Source organism: Candidatus Hydrogenedentota bacterium (genome assembly GCA_019695095.1).
In the GTDB taxonomy this organism is placed as follows: domain Bacteria; phylum Hydrogenedentota; class Hydrogenedentia; order Hydrogenedentales; family SLHB01; genus JAIBAQ01.
On sequence record JAIBAQ010000035.1, the window covers coordinates 1 to 22,504 of the forward strand.

At 58.2% G+C, this 22,504-nt stretch carries 19 protein-coding genes; 17 read left to right on the forward strand and 2 right to left on the reverse strand.

The annotated features are described in order from the left end of the window. The first annotated feature begins 267 nt into the window (after nucleotides 1-267). From K1Y02_08160 to K1Y02_08195, 8 genes are all read left to right on the forward strand, one after another. The gene (locus K1Y02_08160; protein MBX7256323.1) at nucleotides 268-870 is read left to right on the forward strand and encodes an ABC transporter permease; all 603 of its coding nucleotides are present in this window, start codon (nucleotides 268-270) and stop codon (nucleotides 868-870) included. Between the two features lie 239 nt (nucleotides 871-1,109). Next, on the forward strand, nucleotides 1,110-1,478 hold the full coding sequence (locus K1Y02_08165; protein ID MBX7256324.1) for a GxxExxY protein: 369 nt from the start codon (nucleotides 1,110-1,112) through the stop codon (nucleotides 1,476-1,478). Between the two features lie 684 nt (nucleotides 1,479-2,162). Then, nucleotides 2,163-3,170 carry an ABC transporter ATP-binding protein gene (locus K1Y02_08170; GenBank protein MBX7256325.1) on the forward strand — a complete coding sequence of 336 codons (1,008 nt, stop codon included), beginning with the start codon at nucleotides 2,163-2,165 and terminating at the stop codon, nucleotides 3,168-3,170. Next, entirely contained in the window at nucleotides 3,167-4,183 is a 1,017-nt protein-coding gene (locus tag K1Y02_08175; GenBank protein ID MBX7256326.1) for a dipeptide ABC transporter ATP-binding protein, read from the forward strand. The genes K1Y02_08170 and K1Y02_08175 overlap by 4 nt, the downstream gene beginning before the upstream one ends. Before the next feature lie 48 nt (nucleotides 4,184-4,231). Next, nucleotides 4,232-4,456 carry a DUF433 domain-containing protein gene (locus tag K1Y02_08180; GenBank protein ID MBX7256327.1) on the forward strand — a complete coding sequence of 75 codons (225 nt, stop codon included), beginning with the start codon at nucleotides 4,232-4,234 and terminating at the stop codon, nucleotides 4,454-4,456. Next, nucleotides 4,453-4,794 (forward strand): DUF5615 family PIN-like protein, encoded by a 342-nt coding sequence (locus tag K1Y02_08185; protein MBX7256328.1) that lies wholly within the window; start codon nucleotides 4,453-4,455, stop codon nucleotides 4,792-4,794. Before K1Y02_08180 ends, K1Y02_08185 begins: the two co-directional genes overlap by 4 nt. Before the next feature lie 15 nt (nucleotides 4,795-4,809). After that, nucleotides 4,810-7,476: a glycoside hydrolase family 99-like domain-containing protein gene (locus tag K1Y02_08190; GenBank protein MBX7256329.1), complete on the forward strand. Its 2,667-nt coding sequence runs from the start codon at nucleotides 4,810-4,812 to the stop codon at nucleotides 7,474-7,476. 76 nt (nucleotides 7,477-7,552) lie between these two features. Next, nucleotides 7,553-9,913 carry a YfhO family protein gene (locus K1Y02_08195; GenBank protein MBX7256330.1) on the forward strand — a complete coding sequence of 787 codons (2,361 nt, stop codon included), beginning with the start codon at nucleotides 7,553-7,555 and terminating at the stop codon, nucleotides 9,911-9,913. Here K1Y02_08195 and ilvA read toward each other — a convergent pair. Together ilvA and cysE are read right to left on the reverse strand one after the other, a co-directional pair. After that, nucleotides 9,851-11,362 carry a threonine ammonia-lyase, biosynthetic gene (gene ilvA, locus K1Y02_08200; GenBank protein ID MBX7256331.1) on the reverse strand — a complete coding sequence of 504 codons (1,512 nt, stop codon included), beginning with the start codon at nucleotides 11,360-11,362 and terminating at the stop codon, nucleotides 9,851-9,853. The genes K1Y02_08195 and ilvA overlap by 63 nt on opposite strands. Nucleotides 11,363-11,723: 361 nt before the next feature. Continuing rightward, nucleotides 11,724-12,554 (reverse strand): serine O-acetyltransferase, encoded by an 831-nt coding sequence (cysE, locus tag K1Y02_08205; GenBank protein MBX7256332.1) that lies wholly within the window; start codon nucleotides 12,552-12,554, stop codon nucleotides 11,724-11,726. Nucleotides 12,555-12,699: 145 nt separating this feature from the next. On the opposite strand from cysE, the gene K1Y02_08210 reads away from it, so the two are divergent. The 9 genes from K1Y02_08210 (at nucleotide 12,700) to gyrA (ending at nucleotide 22,498) form a co-directional block, all read left to right on the forward strand. Next, nucleotides 12,700-12,888 (forward strand): hypothetical protein, encoded by a 189-nt coding sequence (locus tag K1Y02_08210; GenBank protein ID MBX7256333.1) that lies wholly within the window; start codon nucleotides 12,700-12,702, stop codon nucleotides 12,886-12,888. Beyond that, nucleotides 12,885-14,183, forward strand: a complete 1,299-nt coding sequence (locus K1Y02_08215; protein ID MBX7256334.1) for a hypothetical protein — start codon at nucleotides 12,885-12,887, stop codon at nucleotides 14,181-14,183. Before K1Y02_08210 ends, K1Y02_08215 begins: the two co-directional genes overlap by 4 nt. A 123-nt stretch (nucleotides 14,184-14,306) precedes the next feature. Continuing rightward, nucleotides 14,307-14,690 carry an exosortase system-associated protein, TIGR04073 family gene (locus K1Y02_08220; protein ID MBX7256335.1) on the forward strand — a complete coding sequence of 128 codons (384 nt, stop codon included), beginning with the start codon at nucleotides 14,307-14,309 and terminating at the stop codon, nucleotides 14,688-14,690. Between the two features lie 7 nt (nucleotides 14,691-14,697). Beyond that, on the forward strand, nucleotides 14,698-14,961 hold the full coding sequence (locus K1Y02_08225) for a hypothetical protein (protein ID MBX7256336.1): 264 nt from the start codon (nucleotides 14,698-14,700) through the stop codon (nucleotides 14,959-14,961). Nucleotides 14,962-15,029: 68 nt separating this feature from the next. Next, the gene (locus K1Y02_08230; GenBank protein MBX7256337.1) at nucleotides 15,030-15,878 is read left to right on the forward strand and encodes an HDOD domain-containing protein; all 849 of its coding nucleotides are present in this window, start codon (nucleotides 15,030-15,032) and stop codon (nucleotides 15,876-15,878) included. Between the two features lie 56 nt (nucleotides 15,879-15,934). Then, nucleotides 15,935-17,005, forward strand: coding sequence for a DNA replication/repair protein RecF (gene recF / locus K1Y02_08235; protein ID MBX7256338.1), 1,071 nt, complete (start codon nucleotides 15,935-15,937; stop codon nucleotides 17,003-17,005). Further along, nucleotides 17,002-17,406, forward strand: a complete 405-nt coding sequence (locus tag K1Y02_08240) for a DUF721 domain-containing protein (GenBank protein MBX7256339.1) — start codon at nucleotides 17,002-17,004, stop codon at nucleotides 17,404-17,406. Before recF ends, K1Y02_08240 begins: the two co-directional genes overlap by 4 nt. A 121-nt stretch (nucleotides 17,407-17,527) precedes the next feature. Next, entirely contained in the window at nucleotides 17,528-19,957 is a 2,430-nt protein-coding gene (gene gyrB, locus K1Y02_08245; GenBank protein ID MBX7256340.1) for a DNA topoisomerase (ATP-hydrolyzing) subunit B, read from the forward strand. Between the two features lie 60 nt (nucleotides 19,958-20,017). Continuing rightward, entirely contained in the window at nucleotides 20,018-22,498 is a 2,481-nt protein-coding gene (gene gyrA / locus K1Y02_08250; protein MBX7256341.1) for a DNA gyrase subunit A, read from the forward strand. The last annotated feature ends 6 nt before the right edge of the window (nucleotides 22,499-22,504 follow it).

Sequence of the window (22,504 nt, forward strand, 5' to 3'; positions counted from 1 at the left end):
GCGGGGGAACGACCCATCTATCTGCACTCCCAGGGCAAGACCTACTGGTTTGCAAACGTTATCACGTACAAGGACTTGGCGGGTGTCGATTTCAGCCGCTGGAAACCGGAGCCGGGCGACCGCATCGTGCAGCCCCCCATTCCCTACACGCCGGAACGCTCCAACCTCCGAAACCGGTTAGCGCCCCCGTCCAGGGAACATCTGCTAGGAACGGACGACCGGGGCCGCGATTGCCTGGCGCGCCTCATTTGGGGAACGCGAATTGCCATGTCGGTGGGATTTGTTGCGGAAGGCATCGCAGTGCTCATCGGCGTCATTCTCGGCGCGCTCGCGGGATACTACCGGGGTAAGGTCGACACGGTCATCATGCGGTTCATCGAAGTCATGATGTGCTTTCCGACCTTCGCTCTCATTCTCACCCTGATTGCCCTCCTGCCGCCGAGCATTCTGAATGTCATGATTGTGCTCGGCCTTACCGGGTGGACCGGCGTGGCCCGCCTCGTTCGCGGCGAATTCTTCAAGCTGCGCGAGATGGATTATGCCGTGGCCGCGCGCGCCAGCGGACTGCGGGACGGCTGGATCATGTTTCGGCACTTGATGCCGAACGCGCTGTCGCCCGTGCTGGTCAGCGCCACGTTTGGTGTGGCCGGCGCGATTCTCACGGAGTCCGCACTCAGTTTTCTCGGATTCGGCGTGCCCCCGCCAACGGCGAGCTGGGGCGAGTTGCTTTCGCAATCCAAGAGTTATCTCTACCAGGGCGTGTATTGGCTGGTGTGGTTCCCCGGCGCGCAACTGTTCGCGACAGTGATTGCATTCAACTTGGTTGGCGAGGGACTGCGCGACGCCATGGATCCACGAATGAAAGAATGAAGAACAAAGAATATTGAGCAAGGATATACAGGATGAACAGGATAGAAGATCCGAGACCGCAAGAACGGCTGGCCTAACATTCTGCTCTGTCGCTGAAATTGTGTTCGCGCGCAACTTTGGCTATACAGAAAGCGACGAACACAAGAGGAGAGCTTAGACGTTGTGTTCTCTTCATCCTGAATATCCTGTGCATCCTTGTTGAGTAGTCTTTGTGCATTTGGATTTTGGAGGGCGCTTGTATGGGCCTTTTATATGAGGAATTGACAGGAGAGATTTTGGCGGCGTGTTTTGAGGTGTCCAATGAACTGGGACCAGGATTTGTTGAATCGGTTTACGAAAAGGCGCTGTGCATTGCGCTTGCTGAGCGAGGGATTCCTTTTGTCGCACAAGCGCCTATTGATGTTTACTTCAAAGGGCAGTCGGTTGGAGAGTTCTTCGCCGATATACTTGTGGATAACAAGGTGATTCTGGAACTAAAAGCTGTCAAGGAGCTGGCGCCAGAACACCAAGCGCAGTTGATCAATTATCTGAAGGCGACACGAAAGGAAGTGGGACTGCTTATCAACTTTGGAAAGCCAAAGCTTGAGTATAAGCGCCTACATGGCTAAGTCAGAATGCCATGGATCCACGAATGAAAGAATGAAGAGTGAAGAATTATGAACAAGGATACACAGGATAAGCAGGATAGAACATCCGAGACCGCAGGAACAGCCAGTTTATATTCTGTTCCGTCATTGTGTTCGCGCGCATCTTTGGCTATACAGAAAGCAACGAATACATGAGGAAAGCTGCGACGTTGTGTTCTCTCCATCCTGAATATCCTGTGCATCCTTGTTAAATAGTCTTTGTGCATTTGGATTTTGGAGGGCGCTTGTATGGGCCTTTTGTATGAGGAATTGACAGGAGAGATCTTGGCAGCGCGTTTTGAGGTGTCTAGCAAGCTGGGATCGCAGAATTTAGAACAAAGTATTATGAACAAGGATGCACAGGATGAACAGGATAGAACATCCGAGACCGCAAGAACGGCTGGCCTAACATTCTGCTCTGTCGCTGAAATTGTGTTCGCGCGCAACTTTGGCTATACAGAAAGCGACGAACACAAGAGGAGAGCTTAGACGTTGTGTTCTCTTCATCCTGAATATCCTGTGCATCCTTGTTGAGTAGTCTTTGTGCATTTGGATTTTGGAGGGCGCTTGTATGGAAAAGTCGGAATCAAAACACCCGAATGTGTCTGCGTGAGGAAATGAGCGGATTGAATTCATGTCCTGTACATTTTGTGAGTCCTTGTTAAAATGTCTTCAATTCTCTCTGTAAATGATCTTCGGACGTACTTCCGCACGGAAAGCGGTAATGCGCTGGCCGTTGACGGCGTGTCGTTCGAGGTGTCTGCTGGGAAGACGCTTGCGCTGGTGGGCGAGAGTGGCTGCGGAAAGACCGTAACCGCGCTTTCGCTGATGGGGCTCGTGCCGCGGCCGCCGGGTTATTATCCCTCCGGCGAAGTGCTATTTGAAGGACGCGATTTGCTTCGTTTGCCGTTGCGCGAATTACGCAAGATACGCGGCAACCGGATCACCATGATATTTCAAGAGCCCATGACTTCGATGAACCCGGTGTTTCGCATCGGTTCGCAGATGGGCGCCGCAATCCGCCAGCACCGTAATGTGTCTCGTGCCGAAGCACGAAAACGCTCCATAGAACTACTCGACAAGGTGGGCATTCCCGCGCCCGATGAGCGTATCGACGATTATCCACACCAATTGTCCGGAGGCATGCTTCAACGTGTCATGATCGCGATGGCGCTGGCATGCGATCCTGCGCTGCTTATTGCCGATGAACCGACCACGGCACTCGACGTGACCATTCAAGCGCAGATCCTGGAACTACTGCGACAATTGCAGTCCGAGACGGGCATGGCGATTCTGCTGATCACGCACGATCTGGGAATCGTTGCGGAAATGGCCGATGAAGTGGCGGTGATGTACGCAGGCAAGATCGTGGAACACGCTCCAACGAAAGCGCTCTTTGCGAAGCGAATGCATCCCTATACGCAAGGTCTGTTCGAGTCGCTTCCGAGCATGCATCAACGCGGCGCGCGGCTCCATACAATCAAAGGGATTGTTCCACCCGCGACGCGTTTCCCGGAAGGATGCCGGTTCCATCCGCGCTGCCCGCACGTTATGCAGGCATGCCGCGAAAACGCGCCCGGTCTCCGAGAGACACATGAAGATCACTGTGTCGCGTGCTGGCTTCACGACACTACGCAAAAGACTGAAATCAGGTCCGCGAGGGCCGGATCATGAGCGCGGTCCCCGAAAAACGCCCCTTGCTGGTCGTAAGAAATCTGATCAAGCACTTTCCTGTCCGCAAGGGCGTGCTCTCGCGGGTGGCGGGTCACGTGCGGGCGGTGGACGGCGTGAGTTTCACGCTGGAGAAGGGGCAGACGCTCAGTCTGGTCGGCGAAAGCGGCAGTGGCAAAACGACATGCGGCCGCGCGATTCTGCGCCTCATCGAGCCGACTTCCGGCTCCGTGATCTTCGATGGGGTCGAACTGACGACTCTACGGCGCGGTGACCTTCGTGCCATGCGCAAGCGTATTCAGATTATTTTCCAGGATCCGTATGGATCGCTGAATCCTCGCATGACGGTGCATTCGATCCTCAGCGAAGTGCTTGCAACTCACGGTATCGTGCCGCGCGCACAGCGGCGCGATCGCGTTGTCGAACTGCTGGAACTCGTGGGACTGCCGCCGGAAAGCGCGGACAAGTATCCCCACGAATTCAGCGGGGGACAGCGTCAACGTATCGGAATTGCGCGCGCTATCGCCGGGGAACCCGATCTTATCGTTGCCGACGAACCGGTGTCGGCCCTCGATGTGTCCATTCAGGCGCAGATTCTGAACTTGCTGGAAGACCTGCAACAGAAACTCGGCCTGACATACTTGTTCATTGGTCACGATCTGAGCGTTGTGCGCCACATTTCGGACACGATTGCCGTGATGTACCTGGGCCAGATCGTCGAGTTCGGACCTGCGGAGACGGTCTTCGAGTCGCCCATTCATCCGTATACAAAGGCGTTGTTGTCCGCGGTGCCCGTGCCCGATCCGGAACGCGTGCGCCATCGCCGAATACTGCACGGCGATGTGCCGAGCCCCATCGCGCCGCCGCCGGGATGCCGGTTCCATCCGCGTTGCCCCGACTGTCAGGAATCGTGCAAGAGCCGCGAGCAAACGTTGACCGAATTGAAACCCGGGCATTGGGTTGCGTGTGACGTCCATGTTTCCATCAACTCAAAGCTCCCCGGCCGACTTGATTGAAGCTGGGACGAGACTTAGACTAAATGGATGCCAAGAGAGGTGCGAACGATGGCCGTCTTGCTCAACAGAATCACCGTGAACATTGACCAATGCGGGGGTCGTCCCTGCGTGCGTGGAATGAGGATTCGGGTCACCGACGTCTTGGACCTTTTTGCGGCGGGCTTGTCTATCGATCAGATCTTGGCAGAATTGCCGGATCTTACCCAAGAAGACGTTCAAGCCTGTCTGCAGTTTGCGGTGGCTAGACTGAACCATCCCACGTTGGTGGCATGACACTTTGGATTGACGCGCAGCTCTCTCCGTCGATCGCGGTATGGATTGCGCACACGTTTGCCGTTGAAGCCGTCGCGGTGCGCGATCTGGGGCTTCGCGAAGCATCGGATTCCGCTATTTTCAATGCAGCCCGCGATAGCGGAGCCATTGTAGTAACCAAAGACCGCGATTTCGTCCGCTTGCTCGAAGTACACGGGCCTCCTCCGCAGATTCTGTGGGTAACGTGCGGAAACACATCCAACGCTCGTCTGCGTGAAGTACTGACGCAATCGCTTGACGATGCCTTCAAGCTCTTACAGTCCGGCGAATCCTTGGTGGAAATCAGTGACAGGTGGTGAAAGAGGGGGTGGGGTATGGCGGCAATCCTCGGCTTGGTGTCTATGGTTCAAATCGTGGCAGCATCCATTGTGCCGTCGTGGTCGTTCGATCGCGCCGAAGATGTGGCGGCATGGGTGGCGAATGCCGACTTAAAGAATGTCACCGTGAAGGACGGCGTTGTCGGGGCCGATGCCGCGGGCAGCGATCCCTTTTTCTCGTGCGACGGGCTCTCGTTCGAGGCCACGCCGTACCAAACCGTGACGTTTACCATGAAGGCCAGCGAAAGCGGAACCTGCTACCTCTTCTGGACCGGCACGACCGAGGGTCCGAACGGCGGTCTGTCGGAATTGAAAAAGACGCCGGTCGAAATCGTCGGCGACAGCCAATGGCACGAAATCACAATTATGCCGTGCTGGCACGTCGAAGGCGCGATCCGGCGGTTACGATTCGATGTCTTCGACGGCGCGCATTTTGAACTCAAGTCTATTCGAATTGAGGACAAAAGCGCGGGAGTCGCTCCGCAAACCAGCGGATACGCGTGGGACACCGTCGCGACTCCGTGGACGAGAGTTTCCGTCGCAGACGAAGTCTTTGCACCTCCACTACGGCTGTCCCTTGAGGGCAAAGCGTGGGTGAGCGTTCGACTCAAGACGGATATGGACGGAACCGCGGCGCTGCTTTGGAGCGCGGCGGACACTTCGGGGTTGCAGGTCGAGCCGTTTCCGATACGGCGTTCGAGTGAAGCGCGCACCTACTTTATCGAGATGGCGCTTAATGAAAAATGGACCGGCGACCTGCTCACGCTGGGCGTGCGCTTTCCCAAGGATGCGGACGTAACTCTGGAATCAGTGACACTTGGCGAGGAGCCAATCGGACCTGCGCGATTTGAAGTCAGCTATTTCGGGTTCGAAAACGGCGTGAACCGCGTTGGCAAACCGGCGCGCGTCACGGTGCGAATCGTCAATCGCGGCGCGATGCCGACGAACGTTCCGGCCACGGATCTGATCCTTCCCGATGCCGTCGAACTGGTCGAGAAACCGGCAGCGCCGGCGCAGCAATTGTCGTATGAAGACTACGTGGACCTCACCTGGACGGTGGTAGGAAAGGTGCCCGGCGCACAGGCCGTGAAGGCGACGTTCGCAGGTGATGCGGCACCCGAAGAAGCGGCTGCCGCGTTGATGTTCATGCCCGCGCTAGAACTACCCAAGGCAGACTACGTTCCCGAGCCAAAGCCGATCCAAACCACGATGGACGTCGCCGCCTATTACTTCCCCGGCTGGGAATCCGCGCGGAAGTGGGACTGCATTCAACGAGTCGCACCCATTCGAAAGCCGGTGCTCGGATACTACGACGAAAGCAATCCAGAATGCGTGGATTGGCAAATCAAGTGGTCGGTCGAAAACGGTATCAACGTGTACCTGGTCGATTGGTACTGGGTGAAGGGTAGCCAGTACTTAACGCACTGGTTCGACGCATATCGCAAAACGCGCTATCGCGACATGCTGAAGGTCGCCGTCATGTGGGCCAACCACAATCCGGAGGGATCGCATTCCGTCGAAGATTGGCGCGCCGTGACGAAGGAATGGATCGACCGCTATTTCAACCTGCCTTCCTACTACCGAATTAACGACAAACCGGCCGTGTTTCTGTGGAACCCCGAAGGACTTCGAGGCGACCTAAAAGACAGCGCCACCGTGAAATCGGCATTGGACGAATCACAGCAAATGGCACGCGATGCCGGGTACAAAGGCATCGAGTTTGTGGTGGTAAACGGTTCCAGTTCACCCGCACTCGTGAAGCTGCTGGTGGACGAAGGCTATGCCGGCGCGACCAACTACCACGAATGGGGTGGAGCGGCCAGGGACAGCATGTCCGGTCTTCCGGTTTCCTACGAAGACGTGGTGAAAAGCGCTCCAGACGCATGGGCCAAGCGCGATGAAGTGTGCGCAGGGTTGATGTATTACCCGCTGGTGGATACGGGATGGGACGCGCGGCCGTGGCACGGCGACCGTTCCCTGCAACTTGTCGGCCGCACTCCAGAGCGTTTCGAACGCATTCTGCGTGAGGCGAAGACGTATTGCGAGGCGCACGCGAAGAGACTTGTCGTGCTAGGGCCCGTGAACGAATGGGGTGAAGGCAGCTACATCGAACCTTGTGCCGAATACGACTTCGGCATGCTTGAGGCCGTGCGCGCTGTGTTTGGCAAGGGCGATCCGTCGCTGTGGCCGGTGAATGTCGCGCCGAGCGATATTGGACTCGGTCCCTATGATTTTCCCGCGAGGCCCGAAGCGAACGTGTGGAACTTCGACAACGATGCAGACGGTTGGGCCTCCATGATGGGTGTATCCGATCTTCGTGCCGAGGACGGCTCACTGCGATTCCGAACGGCCTCCGGCGATCCTGCCATCACTGCATCGTTGGCGGAACTGAAGGCGTCCAAGTTCACGACCTTTGAGTTCACCATTCGCATTGCGGGCGCATCGACAGAAGCGGCCGCCGCCCAGCTTTTCTGGTCGCGAGGAAGCACGATGAGCGAAGCTGCGAGTGTGTCGGTTCCAGTGAAAGCGGATGGCTCGGCGCATACGTATTCGATGGATCTGAAAGCGAATCCGAATTGGCGCGGCTTTGTCTCCACGCTTCGGTTCGATCCGTGCAATGTGGCGAACGTCGACGTGACGATCGATTCCATGCGATTCCGTTGAGCCGGGATGTGACCAGAGTGCTCGCCCCGCGTATGATTCAAGAGGCAGCTATGCGAAAAGAACCAACGGAGCACTAATGACTGAACGTACGAAGACGTGTCTGACGACGCTTGCGGCAATTGCCGGTATCGCCGCAGTCACGCTGACCGTCTTTGGGCGCGTCTTGTGGCACGGCGATCCGTATGTGGCGACGTATCCGGGCACGGACGTCATTCTCCAATATGCGCAATACCGCTACTTTGCGGCTATGGAATTGCTGCAGGGGGACTTTCCCCAGTGGAATCCGTATCTCTTTTGCGGTATGCCCTACCATGCGACTTGGCAGTCCGCCCTTCTATACCCGATTAATGTGGTTTACCTCGCGCTGTCCATCCAGACCGCCGTCAATATCGATCTTATGGCGAGCGTGTTCTTGTGCGGAACATTCATGGTTCTTTGGGCGCGCGGGCGCGGGCTGAGCGCCCCAGCCTCGTTTTTTGCGGGCTGCGTAACGATGTTGTCCGGCGCGTATTATTGCCACGTCCAGCCGGGGCATGCGTCGTACCTGGCGGGATTTGCGTGGGCGCCGCTGGTATTTCTGGCTGCGGATAAACTGCTGGAATCCCCGAGACTCACATGGGTCCTCCTCGGTGCGATGGCTGTGTGCATGCAGATTTTCGGCGCGCATCCCCAGGCGGTCTACGTCACGGCATTTGCGATGGGTCCGTACTGTCTACTCAACCTGCTGCATGCCCGAAAGCGCTTCCGCTCGGGAATGGCGCTGGCCGCAATGGGCTTGCTTGCGGCTTTGCTCGGCGCGATACAACTCTGGCCGGGAGTGTTCGCCAGCGACGAGAGTTCGCGCGCGGGTGGCGTAGGTATCAACTTTGCCACCGATTTCTCCATGCCTCCCGAGAACTTTCTTACCGCGATCGTCCCTGGATTGTTTGGTCGCGTCGATACTCCGCCCTATTGGGGGCAGTGGCTGATTTGGGAAGTCCACGTCTTTATTGGTATCACGGCGCTTGCATTCGCTCTATACGGTGCGCGGTGGGCGCCCCGAGAACAGCGGCGCTATCTGCTCTTGATTTCGGTTTTTCTCGCGGCTGTCTCGGTCGGTCTGCGGACGCCGTTGTACGGTCTGCTCTTTCACTACGCGCCCGGCTTCAATATGTTCCGCGTACCTGCGCGCTATTTGGTGCCTGCAACGATGTTTGTCGGCTTGCTCGCCGCCGCTGGATTCGATGCCCTGCGCAGGCGACGACACGTTCCGCGTTTCCTCGTTTCCATACTCGCCGCGAGTGTTTGCGCTACGCTCTTGGCGCTTGCATTCCACTGGTACGTGACGACACCTGCGGACGCGGTCCGGCCAGCCCACGCATTCCTGCGCGTCGTTCATGCATGGTTCGCGGCGCATTGGCCTCTGACCGTTCCGCCCACCCCCGAGGCATCGCAGCATGTCGTGCGCGGGTTACTTATGGCGTGTCTAGTGGGAGCAACGCTCGTTGTCTTGTTCTCGCTGAACCGTGTCGGACGTTGGCCCGCCTATGCGGCGCTGTGTCTCGGCGTTGCGGAACTGGTTCTATTCGCGCGCGCGAATACAGGAATGGCTCCATTCGAGACTGCGCTGCCGGAACCTCTGGCAGCGATTCGGCAAGATAATCCTGGCGACTACCGCGTACTTCTCGCGGCCCCTGTGAATCAGACGATGATGCACGACATGTACTCGGTATGGGGTTACGATTCCTGGCTCCTTGGCAGATACTACAGGTTGATGAGCAAGATGACCGCGCCAACCGGCATCGAGTTGGGCGGATGCGGCTATCTCGATCACTTCAATCCGCTGTTTGCGATGCTACGCTTGCGTTACTACGTGGACCCGAATCTTGGCGACAAGGCGGTGCGAGAGTTCCCCGACCCGCTTCCGCATGCGCTGATTGTGCACGACTACAAGGTTGCCAAAGACGCGGACGAGTCTTTGAAGATGACCCTGGAGCCCGGGTTCGATCCGCGCAAGACGGTCATTCTGGAACAAGAACCCAGTCCGAAGCCTGACCCCAACGGCGCCGGGGGCCGCGTTCAAGTTCTGGACTTAACAACGGACACCTTGACGTGCGAAGTCTACACGGAGTATCCCGCGCTGCTTTTGATTACCGATGCGTATAGCAGGGATTGGCGTGTTTCATCACTGAAACCCGCCGGTGAACCCTATGCGATCCTGCCCGCCAACTATGCGTTGCGGGCTATACCGTTGTCAGCGGGCAGGCATCTTATTCGCATGGTGTACACGCCGAGAGGATTCGTTGCCGGCGCGTGGGTTTCCGCGCTCTCGTGGTTCGCCGCGTTCCTGCTGGGCGTATGGATGGTACGTCGTTCACGCCGCAAGACCGCGGCGTTACATTACGCGCTGGAAGACGTCTCCGCTGACCTCGCGGTGAACCCAGTGCGACCCGTCTAGCATCTGCTTGAAGGCCTGCCGCTTGTCTTCATTCTCGAATTCGAACCCAAGCAAGGCGCGTCCTACCTGTTCGCCGGTAAACAGGTAGTTGAAGTAACAGATGCTGCCGAGGCTGCGCGCGTCGCGCAAGAAGTCACGCAACGCGCCCGCGCGTTCCGGAAATTCGAGGATGATCAGATACGGCAGATGGAACAGGCTGGATTCGTAGTGAACCATGCGGAATTCAACGTCCGCACACGACGTCACGTCCTCGTATGCATACCCGTGTTCGCGCAACCGTTCCTCGAGCACGTGCAACTCCGGCGCGCTCGCTTCGACACCGATTACGGGGTACGCGCACTTGGGATCGACCTTGCCATACTGAAACTCGATGATGTTGAGACCGTCCATCGCGGTATCGAGCAGATCGAGTAGCGACCCGCCGCGTTCGTCGATAGCGATTCGGAAATACCGGCGGCGCGCCGCACCGATGCCCGCATTCCGCGCGACCCACGACAGTTGGCCAAAGTCCATATTCGCACCGCAGAGTACAGACAGCGCGAGTTGGCCTTTCAGGCGATCGGCCTGCTGCAACAACCCCGCAAGCCCCATGGCTCCAGATGGTTCGGGGATGCGACGGCGCGTTTCCCACAGCACTTGAATGGCCGCGCACACTTCTTCATTCGTCACGGTGATGAACTCATCGATGAGCTCGGCGCATAACGGATACGTCAGGTCGCCGGCGCGTTTCACCGCCGTGCCGTCGCAAAACACGTCGACATAGTCCAGCGTGACCGGTTTGCCGGCCTTTACCGCGGCGGCCATGGATGCTTGTTCGACGCCTTCCACGCCCACGATGCGAATCCCCGGATAGTAGGCCTTGAGCCAGCACGCGACCGCGGCGGCCATGCCTCCACCGCCGATTTGCAGATAGGCTACGTCGATGGGGCGCTCCGCAGCCATCACCACTTCGTCCGCCAGCGTGCCCTGACCGCCCATGACAGCGAGGTCGTCATAGGGATGCACGAAGATGCGTCCCGAGTCGGCGGCATTCCGGCGCGCCTCGGCGGCGGCATCGTCATACGTGTCCCCGGTCAGAATCACCTCGACATGGTCGCCGCCATGCCGTTTCACCGCCACTTGCTTCATGCGCGGCGTGGCCGTCGGCATGTAGATGCGAGCGCGCACATTGAGTTTCTGCGCCGCAAGCGCAACACCCTGCGCGTGATTTCCAGCGGAGGCGCACACGACACCGTGTTGCCGCTCCGGTACTGTCAGTTGGGCCATGCGATTGTAGGCGCCGCGCCACTTGTAGGCGTGGATCGGAGACACGTCCTCGCGTTTGAGCAAGACTTCCGCATCGATGGGGACTTCAATAGGCTCCAAGGGCGTAGGCCGGGCTACGGCATACACCCTCTGGCGCGCCATCAAGATTTCGTGAAACAACTGGTTACGCATGGTTTCGCTCATGATTGCTTACGTCTCAAAGATCCCTTACGTCCATGCACACTTGATACGTGTTTCGGACCGGCTACGAGGCCAGGACTTCATTCAGAATGGGATGGCGTTCGACAGAGCAGACAAGGATCTGAGTATCGACGTAGACCATCCCCGAGGTCGGGAGAATCAACGGTCCCATGAATTGCGCTCGTCTTGAAGGCTTTGTTCTATCTCTTCCCACGTGCGCGCGGAGCGAGGACCCGGCGGCAGCGATGCCAGGATCTCAGCCATGGTAAACCGCTGTTGCGTCGGCGCTCAATCGCGCCGGTGCAAATTGCGGACTATCCTCGTCCGTCTTCATTGTAACGTATAGCGTCTTGACTTGCCCGCCTCAGATCCCTGCGCCGTATCCGTACACAAAGGGGTGGTCAATGCCAATGCCAAGCAGGTGATCCATATTGAGGGCAGGCAACTCCTCGCTGGGCTCGCCCACGACCCTCGCGGGCACGCCCACGGCCGTACTATGCGGCGGTATCGAATCCAGGACGACGCTGCTGGCGCCGATCTTTGCGCCTTCGCCAATCTCGATGTTCCCGAGGATCTTCGTGCCTGCTCCAATGAGCACGCCCCGCCGGATCTTAGGATGGCGATCGCCTTGCTCTTTGCCGGTGCCGCCGAGGGTTACCTCGTGCAGCATCGACACGTCATCTTCGATAACGGCCGTTTCGCCGATCACAACGCCCGTCGCGTGGTCGATTAGGATGCCCGAACCGATGCGCGCCGCGGGATGCACATCCACGGCGAACACCTGCGAAATACGGCTTTGCAGGAACAAGGCCAAGGATCGCCTCTCATGGGTCCAGAAGTAATGCGCCGCGCGATACGACTGAATCGCGTGAAACCCTTTGAAGTAGAGAAACGGGGTGGAGTAGCCCCTGCAAGCCGGGTCACGCGTTTTCACCGCATCCAGATCCCGGCGCACAGCCGCTCCTATACTGGGGTCGTTCTCGTAGGCCTCGACCAGCAAGTCCCGCAGCGAGATGGCCGTGATAGTTGTACTCTCGAGCTTTGCCGCCAACAAAAACGTCAGCGCGTCTTCGAGGGTACGGTGGTTCAGCACGACTCCGTAGAAGAAGTTCGCGAGCATCGGCTCTTGCTGAACTGCTTCCTGTACTTCTACACGAATCGATTCCCAAATTGGATCGACGTCTGGCTGGCTCATATGCGTCTCCCGGTGGACAGTCTACAACCGGCATGGCCCCGGCGTATAACCGCACAGTGTACTCGTGGAAACGCCCGGGATCGAATGGGTGTTCCTTTAACGTATTTCTTTGTGTGGACAATATGCGCACCGTACAATAGCGAATATGGACAAATCGCAAGCCGAACTTGTTGACAAGCAGGCCCTTGCCTTCGTTCAAACCTGGCACGAGCACCCTTCCATACGAGACGTCTTCGACTACTGCGGCGTCGACTTGGGTGTTGCCAACGAGTTCGCGCTGTTTACCGTTGTCCTGACGACGCTGGCCGAATCCGTCGAGACTTCCCAAACATGACCCCCTCGATTCTTCTTTGCCACATTCGGGGTGTTGATGCCTTGGCCCTCGCCCTCCGAAAGCGTACGGACGCCCGTTTCGTGACTTTGCACCAGCCTGGAAGCGTGGTGCTGGAGCGTGCCGGTATCGAGCATACGCACCTAGACGCATTTCTTTCCGAGACTTTGCTTGGCAAGGTGATGGACCAGGCGCAAACACGGTTGAAATCGTTGGCGAACGCGTTGCGTAACTCGCCGGCGCTGTGGCCCGAATTGAACGTAAAGTCCTGGACCAGGCTCGCGCCACAAATGATGCAGCTCTTTCAGCGCGACCTTCCTGAGCAGATGGTCATTGTCGAGGTTATGCGGCAACTTGCGGCAGATCATGCACTGAGCCTTGTCATCACGCCCGAAGACGTCACGCGCGATGCGCGGACCGCCGTACTCGCCGCCCGCGCGCTTGGCGTGCCCAGCTTGCACGTGCTTCACGGCGTGAACAGCGGCACCATTGCCGCGCATGCCTCGGTGGTTGCAGACCGCTTTGCGGTCTACAGCGAACACACGCGCGAACACTATGTATCGAACGGAGTCAGTCCCGACCGGATTGTCGTGACCGGTAATCCCGCTTGGGACGTCTTTGCCCGGCCACTCGATCCCGCCTCCCGTGAACGGTTCTGTGAGCGAATCGGCTTCGATCTCGACCGTCCGATCCTGGTTTACGCGATGACCGGCAACCCCGTGCTGAGTGTCGCCGGCATCACGCGAGCGGAATTCCACAACCGCACCACCGAGGCGGTTGTGCGCGCCATTGCGCCGCTCGCGGCTCGCCACCCGGATTGGCAATTCGCACTCCGTCCGCACCCGAGCGAACCAAGTGCTTCCGAGCTGTTCGTCGCGCTCGCCCGAGACTTGGGAATGAACTCCCTGCGCATTGATCAAGGTACGGCGATCGACTGTGTAGCCGCATGCGACGTGTTTGCGTGCACCCACTCCAACATGGGTATCGAAGCAATCCTCGCCGGCAAACCTGTCGTCAACGTAGCTCTAGACAATGAACTGGGCGACGTATTCTCCGAAGGGGTAGGCCCCCTGTTCACCGAGGTCGACGCGGTTTTGTGGGCTCGCGACGCCGACTCCATCGCGCCAACCTTGGAGCGGGCGCTGCTGGACGACACCGCGCGTGAGGAATTGCGCCGCTCGCGGCCTGCCAGTATTGAGCGGTTCAACGGCAATCTCGACGGCAAGGCCACGGACCGGGTGTGCGACTTGGCGCTTGCGATGGCGAAAGGCGCAAAGGGCACGCTTGGTGTTACGTAAGTCGTTCTGGAGCAGGTATCGACAGAAGCAAGTAAAAGATTGACAGTCTGTTCGGCGCATGCTAGACTTGCATCAGCGTCCAAAGCGCCGAATTGCATCTGTTTACACATGGAGGAACGGGGTGTGAGCGCGTGGAGAAAACCTTGGCTTTCATCGGTTTGCGTCGTTCTGATTGCGGCCGTTATGTTGGTTCCGGCCATCAGTTGGTCGCAGTCCTATGACCCCGACGATGAAATCCGGCCGCCGACCGGGTTCGAAAAGCGCCTGACGAAGCTTGGGCGTGGTTTGTCGAACATCCTGCTAGGGTGGGCCGAGATTCCCGTGACCTTCGACCAGAAGCTCAAAGAAGGCAAGCCTTTGGGGTACTTGTTGGGCGTGGTTCCCGTGTTAGGCACGACCCGCGCGTTCCTTCGCACCGGTACGGGTGTCTACGAAGTGTTTACTTTCCCGGTATCGGACAAGGAAGTGAACTTCGATCCGATTCTTGAGCCCGAATACATCTTCTAGCCCTGCCATGGAGTGGAAACGCCAGGGTCCGGCGCTGGTGGCGCCGGTGACCCTGTTGGATGGCCAGTGGGGCAAGGTTGTATTGGTATCTTCCCGCGCCAACCCGCGCGGCGCAATGTTGGTCATGCCAGCCGACGCCGCAGGCAAGGTTGCGACGTTGCCTTTCCTCGATTGCCTCGCCAGCTTGCATCCCAGGGACATAACTGAGGTACTCTGCATGCAAGAGCGGGCCTACGGTTCCTCGGGGCTAACCCCTCCGGACAACGTTTGACGGAGGCTCGCCAGAGGTCGCCGCGACCCTTGGCAACAGAGGTCCAGACTTAATTCAAAGAGGCAAACGTGACGGTTGTCCGCAACATAGACTTCCTACTTGACGGCATTGTTACGTTGCCGAGTTTGCCCGCGTCGGTGGCGTGGATCACGCAACTCATCAACAGCCCCAAGTCGAATCTCTCGGAAGTGGGACAGGCTATTCACAGCGATCCCGCGCTTGCCCTGAAGACGCTGCGTCTCGTGAACTCGGCCTATTACGGCCTCACCCATAAGGTCACTTCCGTTGACCATGCCGTCAGCCTGCTTGGACTCAAAGTCATCAAGAACCTCGTCTACACCGCCACCGTCTTCGACAGTTTCCGCAAAGGGACGGATGAGCTGCTTCGGCACAGCGTAAGCTGCGGCATTGCCATGAAAGTCCTGTCCGAGTGCGTGCCTCAGGCTGGGATTGACGGCGAGGAAGCGTTCATCTACGGCCTCGTTCACGATATCGGCAAGATAGTCCTCTCGGAATTCATGCCGGAGGACATTGAGCGCGCGTCGGCCTTGAGTTATGCGCGGCGTGTTCCAGGCCATGTCGCGGAGTGGGAAGTGATTGGCACCGACCACGCCGAGGTCGGCGGACGTCTTGTTCTAAACTGGGGGCTTTCCAAGACCCTTTCGATGGCCATCACGTCGCACCACGATCTGAATCGGTGCAAAGACCCCAAGACCCGGCCCCTGGCCGCGTGTATCGCGGTGGCAGACTACCTCTGCAACGTTTCCGGGATCTTGTCTTCGCAGGAGTCCGTGCCGTCTATTCACGACGAGATGTGGACGGCTTCGGGCATCAAGAACTCCCAAATCCCAACGGTTGTCGATCGATTCTGCGCCTCGCTGTATACCGTGGACGAACTCATCCACATGGCGAAGTAGCGTGACCTGGGGAGGCGTAGGAATGCCAAACCCGTCACGCAGACATCCGAACCACCATGCGGTTACTTGAACTATCCTGCGAGAATTTCCGCTGTATCACCGGCATTCGCCTGGTTCCTGGTGCGGGCATCAACGTGATTCGCGGCAAGAATGCGCAAGGGAAGACCTCCCTATTGGAGGCGCTGCTCTACGCGTCCACGTCAAAGAGTCACCGTACGCGGACCGACGCCGAACTCGTTCGCGCAGGCAAGAAGCGCTTTCGGGTGCTCGCTCGCGCGCAGCGAACCGATCGCGAAGTCGCAATCGAGGCCGTGTGGTGGGAGGGGGCCAAGCGGTTCAAGGTGAACGGAATCGCTCAGACGCGGCTCAGCGACATTCTCGGCAAGATTAACGTGGTCTTCTTCTCGCCCGAAGACGTCGGCATTGTCCGTGGGTCCGCGTCGCAACGGCGCGCTTTCCTCGACATGGAGCTCTCGCAAATTAGTCCCCGCTACCTATACGCTCTGCAGCAGTACCGCCTCGTCCTGCGCCAACGCAACGAACTGCTGCGCCGCCCGACTCCGGATACCGCCCAATTGGACGCGTGGGACACCCAGCTCGTGACGCACGGCGTCGTCCTTATGCAGGAGCGCGAGCAGTTTCTCGCCGAGCTGCGACCGCGAGCGCTCGCCGGGTATCAGGCTATCGCCAGCGATGAACCTCTGGAGATCGAATACCGGCCGGACGCGAAGTCTGCCGATGCGCTTGCGGACGTGATTGCATCGTCGCGCCGTTCCGACTTGAAGCAGGGAGTCACGACCCACGGTCCCCACCGCGATGACATGGAGTTCACGCTCGCGGGGACGTCCGCGCGGCAGATGGCCTCGCAAGGGCAGCAGAAGACAGCCGCATTGGCCTTGAAACTGGCGGAGCTGGATCTGGTGCGGGCGCGAACCGGCGAGTATCCTATCCTCATGTTGGACGATGTCTTCTCAGAGCTGGACGCCACGCGCGCGGAACGACTGGCCCGATCGCTGCCCAGCGACGCCCAGTGCTTCATCACGACGACCGACCTCGCAGACCGCGACGACCTGTTCCCGAATGGTTGTGTGCGATTCACGATTTCCTCGGGCGGGCTTGTCGAATGAACGACAAGAAGACACGCAAGAACGGGTACAGGGCCTATCCGAAACGGCGCCGGAAGGTCGATCCCGACGCCCCGCCCATCAAGCCGTTGGCAGTCGGAGACATACTCAAGAATCTCAAGGCCTCGTCCGACCTGGGTAAGCGGTTGCAGCAAGCGGAGATCTGGGCGCGCTGGCCCGAACTGGCCGGGCCGAATCTGGCCGCGCACGGATTCCCTAAAACAATACGTGACAATATGTTATACATAGAGGCGGACAGCCCTGTCTGGATGAATCGGTTTGCCTACGAGAAATGGGGGCTACTGAAGCGCATCAACAAGCTGGCGGGGCGCGAAGTCGTTTCGGATGTTTTCATCACGCTCAAAAACGAAGATTCCGATCCCTCTGCACAACATGGCGTATAACACACCTTAACCTTGCGCCAAATCTTGGGTTAAATGTTGTTTTCGCCCCTCCTTTTTGATATACTAACGTGTCTTTCCACTGCACCCAAAACATGCCTGAGGTGCGTACAAGGTAAATCAAATGGCTGAAAAGACTTACACCGGCGACAATATCCAAATTCTCGAAGGGCTCGCGGCCGTTCGTAAACGGCCCGCCATGTACATCGGCGACACGGGCACGCGCGGCCTTCATCACCTCGTGTACGAGGTCGTCGACAACAGCATCGACGAGGCTCTGGCGGGGTATTGTTCGCGCGTCGACGTGAAGGTTCACATCGACAATACCATTAGCGTTATCGACGACGGACGCGGCATTCCGGTCGACAAAAGCCCGCGTTTCAAAGGCAAGACTGCGCTCGAAGTCGTCTTGACGGTGTTGCACGCCGGCGGTAAGTTCGACAATGAAAGCTATAAAGTCTCGGGTGGTCTGCACGGCGTTGGCGTGTCGTGCGTGAATGCGTTGTCCGAATGGCTGGAGGCCGAGGTCAAAAAGGACGGCCAAGTTCACTTCATGTCGTTCAAGCGCGGCGTTCCCGTCGGGCCCCTTGAAGTTCGCGGCAAGACGAAGTCGACCGGCACCCGCATCACCTTCAAGCCCGACGGCGACATGTTCGAGGACACGACGTTCAACGCCGCCACGCTCCTGACGCGTCTGCGGGAACTGGCGTTCCTCAACAAGAACGTCAAGATTGTCTTCGAAGACGAACGCACCGATGCCGAAGCGGAAGTCCTCCAATACAAGGGCGGCATCATCGAGTTTGTCTCGTACCTCAACGCAAACAAAGAAGCGCTGCACCGTAAACCCATCTATCTCGAACTGGAGAAGGACTCGGTTCAGTGCGAAGTCTCGATGCAATACACCACGTCCTACTCGGACGTGATCATGAGCTTCGCGAACAACATCAACACGCACGAAGGCGGCACGCACCTGAGCGGGTTCAAGACCGCGCTCACCAAGGCCATTAACGACTACGCGAAGAAGAACAACCTTCTCAAAAAGAACGACTACGCCATCACCGGCGACGACACGCGCGAAGGCCTGACGGCAATCATTTCCGTTCGCCTGCACAATCCCCAGTTTGAAGGCCAGACCAAGATGAAGTTGGGGAACAGCGAGGTGCAGGGCATCGTAAACTCGATGGTTTACGAAGGGCTACAAACGTACTTCGAAGAAAACCCGACGGTCGCCAATCGTATCGTGAGCAAGTGCACCGATGCGGCGCGCGCCCGCGAAGCCGCTCGCAAGGCCAAAGAGCTAACGCGCCGCAAGGGCGCGCTCGACTCCTGGTCGCTTCCCGGCAAGCTGGCCGACTGTTCCGAAAAGGATCCCTCGTTGTGTGAACTGTACATCGTCGAGGGTGACAGTGCGGGCGGTTCCGCCAAGCAGGGCCGCGACCGGAAGTATCAGGCGATCCTTCCCATTCGAGGCAAGATCCTGAATGTGGAAAAAGCCCGAACCGACAAGATGCTCAACAACGAGGAAATCCGTGCAATCATCACGGCCCTGGGCGTAGGCGTCGGCAAGGACGATCTCAAGATCGAAAACCTCCGTTACCACAAGGTCATTATCATGACCGATGCTGACGTGGACGGGGCCCATATTCGCACGCTGCTGCTGACGTTCTTCTTCCGGCAGATGCCCGAACTGATTCGTCGCGGTCATCTCTACATCGCACAGCCGCCGCTCTTCCTGGTGAGAAAGGGCAAGAAGTCGCGATACCTGAGCACAGAAGACGAGCTTTCGAAGTTCCTGCTGGAGACGATTCTGGATTCTGTCAGCGTGACCTCGCAGGTGAACGGTTCTGACAAGCGGTCGGCGGCCAATCTCAAGACACTCACCAAGGCGCTCCGTTCGGCGCAAGACCGCGCTCGGTTGTTCTCGCGCATCGAGCGCGTCTATGGTGCGCCGCGCGCATCCATCTTGAAATGTCTGCGCCTCATTAAGGACAAGCACCTCGAACCAACCAGCATTAGCGAGTTGGACATTGCCGATTTCTTCCCGGGCCTTGAGATTATCAACACCTACCATGAGCAGATGGATCTCGCCGAGGGAAACAGCAATGGGAACGGAAACGGCAATGGCAACGAACGTCCGCGTCTTGCGCGCCGTGACGGACAAGTCGACCTGGCATTTCTGCACAGTCATGAATTTTCCGTGCTGGCGTTGCACAACGAAGACATCGCGGCGCTCGGCGACGCGCCCTATCGCATCGAAAACAGCAACAAAGATGTGCTTCTGGAAACCGACGATTTGATGCAGGTCAACACCTATCTTCACGACCTTGGAAAGAAGGGTTTGGAGATTCAACGCTACAAGGGCTTGGGTGAAATGAATCCCGAGCAGCTCCATGAAACGACCATGGCACAAGACAAGCGCACGGTGTTGCGCGTGAATGCCGACGACGATGCGGCCGCGGACACCATGTTTGTAACCTTGATGGGCGATTTGGTGGAACCGCGCAAGAACTTTATCGAGAAGTATGCTTTGGATGTCCGGAATCTGGACACGTAGCCGCGTTCATCGCAGGCAGTAGTAGGATCGCGAAGAGCCAAAGGGAAACCCGGGACCGACATGGAAACGCCAAGCGAACGTATCATTCCAATCGCAATCGAACAAGAGCTTAAGACCTCGTTTCTCGATTATTCGATGAGCGTGATCGTAAGCCGCGCGCTCCCCGACGTGCGTGACGGATTGAAACCCGTCCACCGGCGAATTCTCTATGCGATGCACGAACTTGGGCTGGTGAACAACAAGCCCTACCGCAAATCGGCGGCCATCGTTGGCGATGCCATGGGTAAATACCACCCTCATGGCGACCAGGCCATCTACGACACCCTCGTGCGCATGGCCCAACCGTGGGCGATGCGTTATCCCCTGATTGACGGTCAGGGTAACTTTGGCTCCATCGACGGCGACAGTCCCGCGGCCATGCGATATACCGAAGCGCGCATGGCGGCCGTGACTGCCGAAATGTTGAAAGACATCGAAAAGGAAACCGTCGAGACCCAGGACAACTACGACAGCCGTTTGCAGGAGCCGATCGTACTGCCGTCGGCCATTCCGAATCTCTTGGTCAACGGCTCCTACGGAATTGCCGTGGGTATGGCGACGAGCGTTCCTCCGCATAATCTGACGGAAGTCTGCGACGCGGTCATACACCTCATTGACAATCCGCAAGCGACTTCGCGCGATTTGATGCGATTTGTAAAAGCGCCGGACTTCCCGACAGGCGGCATCATCTACGGCACCGAAGGCCTTTCCGAAGCCTACGAGACCGGCCGCGGGCGGATTACGGTGCGCGCCAAGGTTGCGGTTGAACACGACGTCAGCAGCGGCAAGGATCGCTTGATCGTCAGCGAGATTCCTTACCAGGTCAATAAGTCGCGCGTCGTTGAAGCGATTGCCGCGCTCGTGCGCGAAAAGACTGTTGAAGGCATTACGGACCTGCGCGACGAATCCGACCGCGAAGGCATGCGCATCGTGATTGAGGTGCGCAAGGGCGACGAACCGCAGGTTATTCTCAACCAGCTTTACAAGCACACACAGCTTCAGGATACGTACAGCATCATGATGCTGGCGTTGGTGCGCAACCAGCCTCGCGTGCTCTCCCTCGCGGAGATGATCTATCACTACGTGCGGCACCGCGCCGAAATCGTCAAGCGCCGCACGATGTACGATCTGCGCAAAGCCGAAGAGCGGGCGCACATCCTCGAAGGGCTGCTCAAAGCCATCGATCACATCGACGAGGTTATCGCGATCATCCGCGCCAGCGCCGACACGGAAGAGGCCCGCAACCGCTTGATGGAGCGATTCGGCTTTACCCATGTGCAGGCCAATGAAATCCTTGCGATGCGCCTGCGCCGCCTCACGGGCCTCGAACGCGAAGAATTGGAGAAGGAATATCAAGAACTCCTGAAAGAGATCGAACGTTTCAAGCAGATCTTGTCCAGCGAACGTACGATCCTCGCCGAGGTTCGCAAAGAGATCCTTGAGGTGCGCGACAAGTACGGCGACGAGCGGCGCACGCAGATTCTTGGGGAGCGCTCCGAGTTCTCCGTCGAAGACCTCATCGCCGACGAAGACATGGTCGTGACCGTGTCGAACGAAGGCTACATCAAGCGCGTGCCGGTGAACGCCTACCGCAAGCAGCGCCGCGGCGGGCGTGGCGTCACGGGTATGGAGACGAAGGAAGAGGACTTCGTAAAAGACCTCTTCATCGCGTCGACGCATCAGTACATGCTGTTCTTCACGAATCGCGGCAAGGTCTATTGGCGGAAAGTTCACGAATTGCCGAAGGCGAGCCGTACGGCGCGGGGCCGTGCGATTGTTAACGTGCTTGAGCTAACCGGCGACGAAGTCGTAACGGCATGTCTGCCCGTGCGCGACCTGAACGACGACGGCAAGTTCGTGTTCATGGTAACGAAAGACGGTACGGTCAAGAAGACGGAGTTGAAAGCGTTCAGCAATCCGCGCGCGACAGGTATCATCGCCATCGACCTCGATAAGGGCGACGAGCTTATTGAAGTCTCGATCACGTCCGGCAACGACAACATCCTGATTGCGACGTACTTGGGCATGGCCATCCGGTTCCCCGAATCCGACGTCCGTCCGATGGGGCGCAACGCGCGCGGCGTGATTGGCGTCCGTCTCGACAAGGGCGACCGGGTCATTGGCGTATCCATTGCCCATGAAGAGCAGACCGTGCTGAGTGTGACCGAGAACGGATTCGGAAAGCGCACGCAGGTCGGCGAGTACCGCCTGCAGCATCGCGGCGGTCAGGGAATCATCAACATCAAGACCACGGCCCGCAACGGGAACGTCGTCGCCATGATGACAGTCGATGACAATGACGAGATCGTGGTGGTCAGCACGGACGGGATCGTAATACGGACCACGGTGAAGGACATTCGCACCATCGGCCGCAACACCCAGGGCGTGAAAGTCATGACCCCGAACGAGGGCGCCAAGATTAGCGCCGTGGGCCGTGCCGTGACCGAAGACGACGGCGATGATACCGGCTCGGCGGTTGAAGACGGGGATACCGGGGAGTAAGCCGAA

Bases quoted from the DNA above. Each gene is read 5' to 3' on its own strand.
- K1Y02_08240 (MBX7256339.1), top strand. From the start codon at position 17,002: ATGAACGACAAGAAGACACGCAAGAACGGGTACAGGGCCTATCCGAAA.
- recF (MBX7256338.1), top strand. From the start codon at position 15,935: ATGCGGTTACTTGAACTATCCTGCGAGAATTTCCGCTGTATCACCGGC.
- K1Y02_08210 (MBX7256333.1), top strand. From the start codon at position 12,700: ATGGACAAATCGCAAGCCGAACTTGTTGACAAGCAGGCCCTTGCCTTC.
- gyrB (MBX7256340.1), top strand. From the start codon at position 17,528: ATGGCTGAAAAGACTTACACCGGCGACAATATCCAAATTCTCGAAGGG.
- K1Y02_08175 (MBX7256326.1), top strand. From the start codon at position 3,167: ATGAGCGCGGTCCCCGAAAAACGCCCCTTGCTGGTCGTAAGAAATCTG.
- K1Y02_08215 (MBX7256334.1), top strand. From the start codon at position 12,885: ATGACCCCCTCGATTCTTCTTTGCCACATTCGGGGTGTTGATGCCTTG.
- K1Y02_08195 (MBX7256330.1), top strand. From the start codon at position 7,553: ATGACTGAACGTACGAAGACGTGTCTGACGACGCTTGCGGCAATTGCC.
- K1Y02_08160 (MBX7256323.1), top strand. From the start codon at position 268: ATGTCGGTGGGATTTGTTGCGGAAGGCATCGCAGTGCTCATCGGCGTC.
- K1Y02_08165 (MBX7256324.1), top strand. From the start codon at position 1,110: ATGGGCCTTTTATATGAGGAATTGACAGGAGAGATTTTGGCGGCGTGT.
- K1Y02_08185 (MBX7256328.1), top strand. From the start codon at position 4,453: ATGACACTTTGGATTGACGCGCAGCTCTCTCCGTCGATCGCGGTATGG.
- K1Y02_08170 (MBX7256325.1), top strand. From the start codon at position 2,163: ATGTCTTCAATTCTCTCTGTAAATGATCTTCGGACGTACTTCCGCACG.
- ilvA (MBX7256331.1), bottom strand. From the start codon at position 11,362: ATGAGCGAAACCATGCGTAACCAGTTGTTTCACGAAATCTTGATGGCG.
- gyrA (MBX7256341.1), top strand. From the start codon at position 20,018: ATGGAAACGCCAAGCGAACGTATCATTCCAATCGCAATCGAACAAGAG.
- cysE (MBX7256332.1), bottom strand. From the start codon at position 12,554: ATGAGCCAGCCAGACGTCGATCCAATTTGGGAATCGATTCGTGTAGAA.
- K1Y02_08225 (MBX7256336.1), top strand. From the start codon at position 14,698: ATGGAGTGGAAACGCCAGGGTCCGGCGCTGGTGGCGCCGGTGACCCTG.
- K1Y02_08190 (MBX7256329.1), top strand. From the start codon at position 4,810: ATGGCGGCAATCCTCGGCTTGGTGTCTATGGTTCAAATCGTGGCAGCA.
- K1Y02_08180 (MBX7256327.1), top strand. From the start codon at position 4,232: ATGGCCGTCTTGCTCAACAGAATCACCGTGAACATTGACCAATGCGGG.